The 6,570-nt window shown below is 37.6% G+C and carries 7 protein-coding genes; all 7 read right to left on the bottom strand.

What is annotated here, in order from left to right; translation table 11 throughout:
* A partial coding sequence (metK, locus tag ACFIO3_RS06890) for a methionine adenosyltransferase (protein ID WP_375704238.1) occupies positions 1–1,040 on the bottom strand: 1,040 nt, incomplete at its 3' end.
* Positions 1,041–1,170: 130 nt separating this feature from the next.
* Entirely contained in the window at positions 1,171–1,584 is a 414-nt protein-coding gene (locus tag ACFIO3_RS06885; protein ID WP_375606789.1) for a helix-turn-helix domain-containing protein, read from the bottom strand.
* A 148-nt stretch (positions 1,585–1,732) separates the two neighbouring features.
* Positions 1,733–3,367: an apolipoprotein N-acyltransferase gene (gene lnt, locus ACFIO3_RS06880; protein ID WP_375606790.1), complete on the bottom strand. Its 1,635-nt coding sequence runs from the start codon at positions 3,365–3,367 to the stop codon at positions 1,733–1,735.
* Entirely contained in the window at positions 3,330–4,355 is a 1,026-nt protein-coding gene (locus tag ACFIO3_RS06875; protein WP_375606791.1) for a hemolysin family protein, read from the bottom strand. The genes lnt and ACFIO3_RS06875 overlap by 38 nt, the downstream gene beginning before the upstream one ends.
* Before the next feature lie 109 nt (positions 4,356–4,464).
* A complete protein-coding gene (ybeY, locus tag ACFIO3_RS06870; RefSeq protein WP_375606792.1) occupies positions 4,465–4,932 on the bottom strand; it encodes an rRNA maturation RNase YbeY in 468 nt (155 codons plus the stop codon).
* 19 nt (positions 4,933–4,951) lie between these two features.
* Complete coding sequence (locus tag ACFIO3_RS06865; protein ID WP_375610576.1) at positions 4,952–6,052, bottom strand: PhoH family protein; 1,101 nt, start codon at positions 6,050–6,052, stop codon at positions 4,952–4,954.
* A gap of 158 nt (positions 6,053–6,210) precedes the next feature.
* On the bottom strand, positions 6,211–6,570 hold a 360-nt coding region (locus ACFIO3_RS06860), incomplete at its 5' end, for a TRAM domain-containing protein (protein ID WP_375704237.1).

Raw genomic sequence — 6,570 nt, 5'->3', positions numbered from 1 at the left:
TTAAGATAAATAGATAAAGGTTGTGCAATACCAATTGCATAGGAGAGTTGAATGGTGCATCTTTCTGCTAAATGAGCAGCAACAATATTTTTAGCCAGATAGCGTGCCGCATAGGCAGCAGAACGATCAACTTTTGTTGTATCTTTTCCTGAAAAAGCACCGCCTCCATGGGGTGCTGCACCTCCGTAAGTATCCACAATAATTTTGCGTCCCGTTAATCCGGCATCACTTTGAGGACCACCAATGACAAATTTTCCTGTTGGGTTTATATACCAACTACATTGAGCTGAAATGGGAATGTCATGTAAAGCTTGGCGAATGTAAGGTTCAACCACTGTACGCACTTTATTGGAATCCCAACTTTCATCAAGGTGCTGCGTTGAAAGAACAATGGATGTGACCTCTATCGGTTTTCCATTTTTATAACGTATGGTTATTTGGCTTTTAGCATCTGGTCCTAATTTTCCAGTTTCTCCCTCTCCTTTATGACGGGCTGCGGCAAGAAGTTTGAGAATTTTATGCGCATAATAAATTGGCGCAGGCATGAGATCAGGTGTTTCACGGCAAGCATATCCAAACATGATGCCTTGATCACCTGCTCCTTCTTCACCATGCCGATCCGTAGCATTATCAACCCCTCTTGCTATATCAGCTGATTGTGGGCGCAAAAGAACATCAATTTTAACAGTTTTCCAATGGAATCCTGCTTGTTCATAGCCAATGGTACGAATAGCACGGCGCGCTGCTGTACGAAAACGTGTAGGATTAATGAGTGGAAAGCCAGTCTTATCATAGATGAATTCTTTATTTTTATCTTTTTTTAATAGCGTATCGGGAACACGCACTTCACCAGCGATAACAACACGGTTGACACTGACGAGAGTTTCACATGCAACGCGTACTAACCATGGATCAGTACCAGTCTTTTCAGCTTCTTTATAGATCATATCAACGATTTCATCGGAAATACGATCACAAATTTTATCAGGATGTCCTTCCGATACCGATTCGCTCGTAAAAAGATAATCTTGATGCGGCATAGGAACTCCTTCAAAAAAGAAAACCAACGATTTAATCAATTGCTTACTAAAGTCGTCACCATTTGCTAATTCTACAGCAAATAGTCAATGCAAATGTATATGAATAAAAGAGAAAAGATATAATTTTAATTTATAACTTATTTGTCAAATCTTCCTCAGAAAGTGCTTTTGCCAAGTCAATAATTTTTCGACGCACTTTAGCATCAGATATATTTGTAAAAGCGCGCATGAGCTGAATCCCTTCGCTGCTAGAACAAAAGTCTATAAAATTGTGTTCACTTTCAGCAAAACCTTCTACTTGTTGGGAGGTAAGTCCTTTATCAAAAAAGTAAGAAACAGGAACATCCATAATTTCCGCTATCGCTTGAAGACGGCTGGCACCAATACGGTTTGTTCCTTTTTCATATTTTTGGATTTGCTGAAAAGTAATTCCTAATTTTTCACCTAGTTTCTCTTGAGTGAGTCCTAAAATATTACGACGTAAACGGATACGAGTTCCAACATAGATATCTATAGGGTCAGGTTTTTTTCTAGTTTCGGTCATAATGCAACTCTTTATTTCCAGCATTTTTCTTCTAAACCAACATCATATTTATGCGCAGTTGATTTATCATATAATTAAAACAATATGTAATATTTTTTCCCAATATTACTGGTACACGCAACATAATACCGTACAAAGGGCACTTGAATCATTTAAGCTGTTTTGTAAAACCAAAACCAATACGACACAATAGCATAAGGATGAATAAGGTAAAAGTAGAGAAAGTTCTGTATTCATTGCTTCCTATAGGGGTAATGGATGATGGAATTCGTGAATCAATAATGCCCACAGCATTTTGTCGAAGAGCTACAACGATTCGTCCATAAGAATCAATAACAGCTGATATGCCATTATTGGCTGCCCGTATGAGGGGAATTCCCAGTTCAACGGCACGAAGCTGTGCTTGTTGAAGATGTTGATAGGGTCCAGGTGTTACACCAAACCATGCATCATTTGTAATATTAATAATTGCTTGAGGCGGGGAGCCTTTGAAAGTCATTTCATGGGGAAATATTGCTTCATAACAAATCAAGGGTAGATAAGAAAATCCGTTTGGCATTGTAACAATTTTGCGCACACTTGCAGCACTATATCCACCAATATTATCGGCAAGGGTGCGCAATCCAATTTTTTTCAATAAATTCTGATAAGGAAGATACTCACCAAAAGGAACCAAATGAAGTTTATCGGAAGTATTTAAAATATTACCTTGAGCATTAATGACTGCAATTGTATTAAAATATTGTGTTTGGGAATAAGGTAGATCATTGCTGGCGCGTATTGCTCCAACAATAGCCCATTGTTTAGGTTTTAAAAGAGAGGCGATGTGCATTGTGATAGATGATTGATCATAGAGAAGGTAAGGAACGGAAGCTTCAGGCCATACGATAAAATCGGGTTCTGAATTTTGATCGGTTGTTGGTGTTGCACTTAGCTTCATATGCGCTTCCAACATAGCTTCTCGTGTATTATCACGCAATTTTATATTTTGTTGGATGGACGGTTGAACAATGCGCACCCAATAAGCACTTTTTTGATCTTCAGCTGTGTCTTCTATAGTATGAAGACGATAAAACCCAAAACCACAGTGAATGAAGATAAGTGATAAGCAAAGAGAAAGTGCCACTTTCTTTTTTTCATCTGTGAGTAAAACAGTTGGCAAACTGTAGGCTAAGACAGCAAGAATATTCATTCCGTAAAGTCCCACGATTGCATCAGATTGCATGAACATTGGGGTTGGCATGGCTGTATAGCCAAGAGAGTTCCATGGAAATCCTGTGAATAAAAACGCACGCAACCACTCGGACAATCCTAATGCAAAGGCTAAAACAAAAAAGCGTGCTATTCCTTTTGTCCATAATAAACCGACAATGAAACCAGAAAAAAACCAATAAAGAGAAAGGTAGAGTGGAGGGACTAAAATGGCTAATGGGACGGCCCAACCAAAAGAATCTGGATCTGTTAACAAAGCATTGCATAGCCACCAAAGGCCGCAAATAAAATAACTAAAACCAAAGGTTCCACAGCTTAGAGCGTAAGTAAAAAAATGTTTTTTATTATTTTTGGTGGCTTGTATTGAGTCCAGTAAAACAATAAAGAGAGGGAAAGTTAAAAAGCAAAGAGGTGTTAAATAAAAGGGTGGAAGTGCAAAAGAAGTAAGAGCACCACACAGAAATATCCATGCTTGGCGTTTCCAGCCTGTAACAGAGAATAAAAAAACAATGAAATTGTGTAAAAACGCTGAACTATTCTTTAGGGATGGCATTGTTTTCAAGATTCTCATTTTTTGGAATGCGAAAAATGCGCAACCGTTTAATCCGGCGTTTATCAGCTTCTAAAATACGAAATCTATAGCCAGGTACAGCTTCAACAATTTCACCTTTGGCAGGAATGCGATCAAGAATGGAGACGATCAAACCACCAATAGTATCAACTTCATCACCATATTCCCCTACGATAAAATCAGGACCAAGAGCTTTCTCCACATCTTCTAGTTCAGTTCTTGCATCAACGAGCCATTTATTATTGGGTTCACGTACGATAGCATTGTCGACATTATCATGTTCATCTTCGATATCCCCAACGACTAACTCAACAATATCTTCCATTGAAACGAGACCATCTGTTCCTCCATGTTCATCAATAACTAAAGCCATTTGAGTTCGTGTAGTTTGCATCCGTGTTAATAATTTGCTTGCAAGCATAGAACTGGGAACAAAGAGAACTGTTCGGATCAAGTCCAATTCACCGATTGGAGTATGTAAGTCTGTATGGTTTAATTGAAGAAAATCGGATTTTTGTTCGGTTTTTGTTGGATTGATAATAAAGCGAATCATATAGTTAAGAATATCGCGGATATGGATCATGCCGCGCGGATCATCTAAAGTTTCAGCATAAACGGGTATGCGAGAATGACCAATTTTTGCAAAACATTTAAGGGTTTCTCCAAGTGAAGTGTTTATTTCTAATGCTTCGATTTCAGAACGAGGTATCATAACATCATCCACGCGTGCTTCACGTAAACGTAAAATGTTATGCAGCATAGTACGTTCTTCAGGCGAGAAGGGGGCGGTATCTTTTTCATTGTTAGTCGTGAGGGCAACGGTAAGATCATCGCGCAGTGACGTAGGTGCACAATTACGACCACGTAAGAATGAAAATAAATGATTCATCAGAGAATATTTTTCTGTATGATTCGTCTGTTGAGAAGATTTTTTTTCATTGTTAGAAGATGTTTGACTATTATTTTGTGTATTTATTTTGTTGTCCATGGTTTTGAAATCTTCTAAACTTTCTTTCTTATAATAGATAAATAAGAGGCTTTAAATGGTATGCTTGTAATATTAATTTTAAAAGTTAAATTTTATCATTGATAGACAATTATGCGTAAGGATCTCTTATGGAAAGCTTTTGAAGAATTTCTCTTTCGAGCTTTTCCATTTTATATGCTTCATCATCAGTTTCATGGTCATAACCAAGCAGATGCAAGATACCATGAACAATCATATGTGTTAAATGGTCTTGAAATGTTTTTCCTTCTTTCTCTGCTTCGAAAACAACAGTTTCTCGGGCAATAATAATATCACCGAGCATGGGACCAGGTCGATTTCCAGCCTTAAGTGGAAAAGCAGGAAAGGATAATACATTAGTAGATTTGTTTTTGTTGCGCCATTGTGCATTGATTTGTGCCATATGTTCATCATTCGTAAAAAGCAAGCTAATCTCGCTTACAACATTTGCCAATGAAACATGATGCATAGTTGTCATTAATGCTTTTTCAGTGATATTATAAAGCATTTTCTCATCATTCCACCCTGCGCTTTTAATCATTATATCAATAATAATCATGATGAATCAAATTCATTTTTTAATGCATCGCATGCGAATGATTTTTTTTATTTTGTATTTCTGAATCACGATCATAAGCACCAACGATAGCAGCAACAAGTGGATGGCGTACAACATCTTTTTCATCAAAATGCACAATTGCGATACTTTCTACATTTGAAAGAATGCGAATTGCTTCAATGAGACCTGATTTTTGCCCTATAGGCAAATCAATTTGGCTTACGTCACCGGTAACAATCATACGCGTTCCTTCTCCAAGACGTGTGAGAAACATCTTCATTTGCATGGGTGTAGTATTTTGTGCCTCATCAAGAATAACAGCGGCATGGGCAAGTGTTCGTCCGCGCATAAAGGCGAGAGGAGCAATTTCTATGACACCAGAGGCTAAAATGCGTTCTATTTTTTCAGCGGGCATCATATCATAAAGAGCATCATAAAGTGGTCGTAAATATGGGTCGACTTTTTCTTTGAGATCACCGGGAAGAAAACCAAGATGTTCTCCAGCTTCAACAGCCGGACGTGAGAGAATAATTCGCTCAATGATACCGCGTTCTAGAAGCATTGCAGCATGAGCAACAGCAAGATACGTTTTTCCTGTTCCTGCTGGTCCTATACCAAACACAAGTTCAGTATGCTCCATAGCGCTTATGTAAGCGTCTTGTGTTGGAGTTCTTGCATGAATTATTTTTTTATGGGTACTCAACCTTGCTGGTATACGTTTCGTTGCAGATTTGTGTGCTATTGTGTCTTCTTTCTGCTTCTTTGGTATATTTGCCATAGAAATCGCTCCTTTTATATCTGATAAAGTGAGCTCTTGATGTGTTTTGGCTCGTTCATAAAGCTGCTGCAATACATATTGCGCACGTTTTATAACAGAAATATTTCCACGGATTAAGACTTCATTACCACGCGGATGAATACTAAGTTCGAGTTTTTTTTCGATATAAGCGAGATTTTCGTCAAATTTACCAAAAACTGCTTTTGCATATTTATTATTTTCGAAAATCAAAACAACTTGGCTCAGATCTGAAGCGCTTGTTTGTTTCAAGGTATCAGCCTTTTCAAGGGACGTATTTACTTTTTCTTTAATACGCTTTATTTTTTCGGTTGAAGTTTTCAGTCTATTCTCCATATCTACATAAATATTGCACATTTTGTTAAGTAAACTTTATAAAGACAATTTTTTACAAAAAGTGCACGCTTTAGATGTAATCGTTTTCTTTTAAAATAAAAGAGTTTTCCAAAATATTTATTGTGAACAAGGTGTTAGAGGCATGTTTATCTATTTGTCACTTCACCAACAAAACTGTTTGAGCTTGCATTTTTAATATGAATTTCTATCACGCTACCTGTAGAGGCTTCTGTATCGACGACAACAGGTAAAAGCCAAGGGGAACGTCCTACCATTTGCCCTGAGTGACGTCCAGGTTTTTCGATGAGAACGTTCGTTTTTTGACCAATTTTAGAACGCAAAAACGCATTTTGTTGCTCAAGGAGAAGGATTTGTAAATGTTGAAGTCGGGCATCTTTTACAGATTCATCAACATGATTTTTCATTGTGGCTCCCACTGTTCCAGGACGGGGGGAATATTTAAAAGAATAAGCTGAACTGTATTGCACTTGTTGAATAAGTTTAAT

Source organism: Bartonella sp. AD328YNZD (genome assembly GCF_042196425.1).
The sequence above is the reverse complement of the archived record's forward strand: the minus strand, read 5'-3'. Positions and strand labels throughout refer to the sequence as shown.

What these genes read in the sequence shown, in the direction of transcription:
- ACFIO3_RS06885 (WP_375606789.1), bottom strand. Translation starts at nt 1,584, where the DNA reads ATGACCGAAACTAGAAAAAAACCTGACCCTATAGATATCTATGTTGGA.
- lnt (WP_375606790.1), bottom strand. Translation starts at nt 3,367, where the DNA reads ATGAGAATCTTGAAAACAATGCCATCCCTAAAGAATAGTTCAGCGTTT.
- ACFIO3_RS06875 (WP_375606791.1), bottom strand. Translation starts at nt 4,355, where the DNA reads ATGGACAACAAAATAAATACACAAAATAATAGTCAAACATCTTCTAAC.
- ybeY (WP_375606792.1), bottom strand. Translation starts at nt 4,932, where the DNA reads ATGATTATTATTGATATAATGATTAAAAGCGCAGGGTGGAATGATGAG.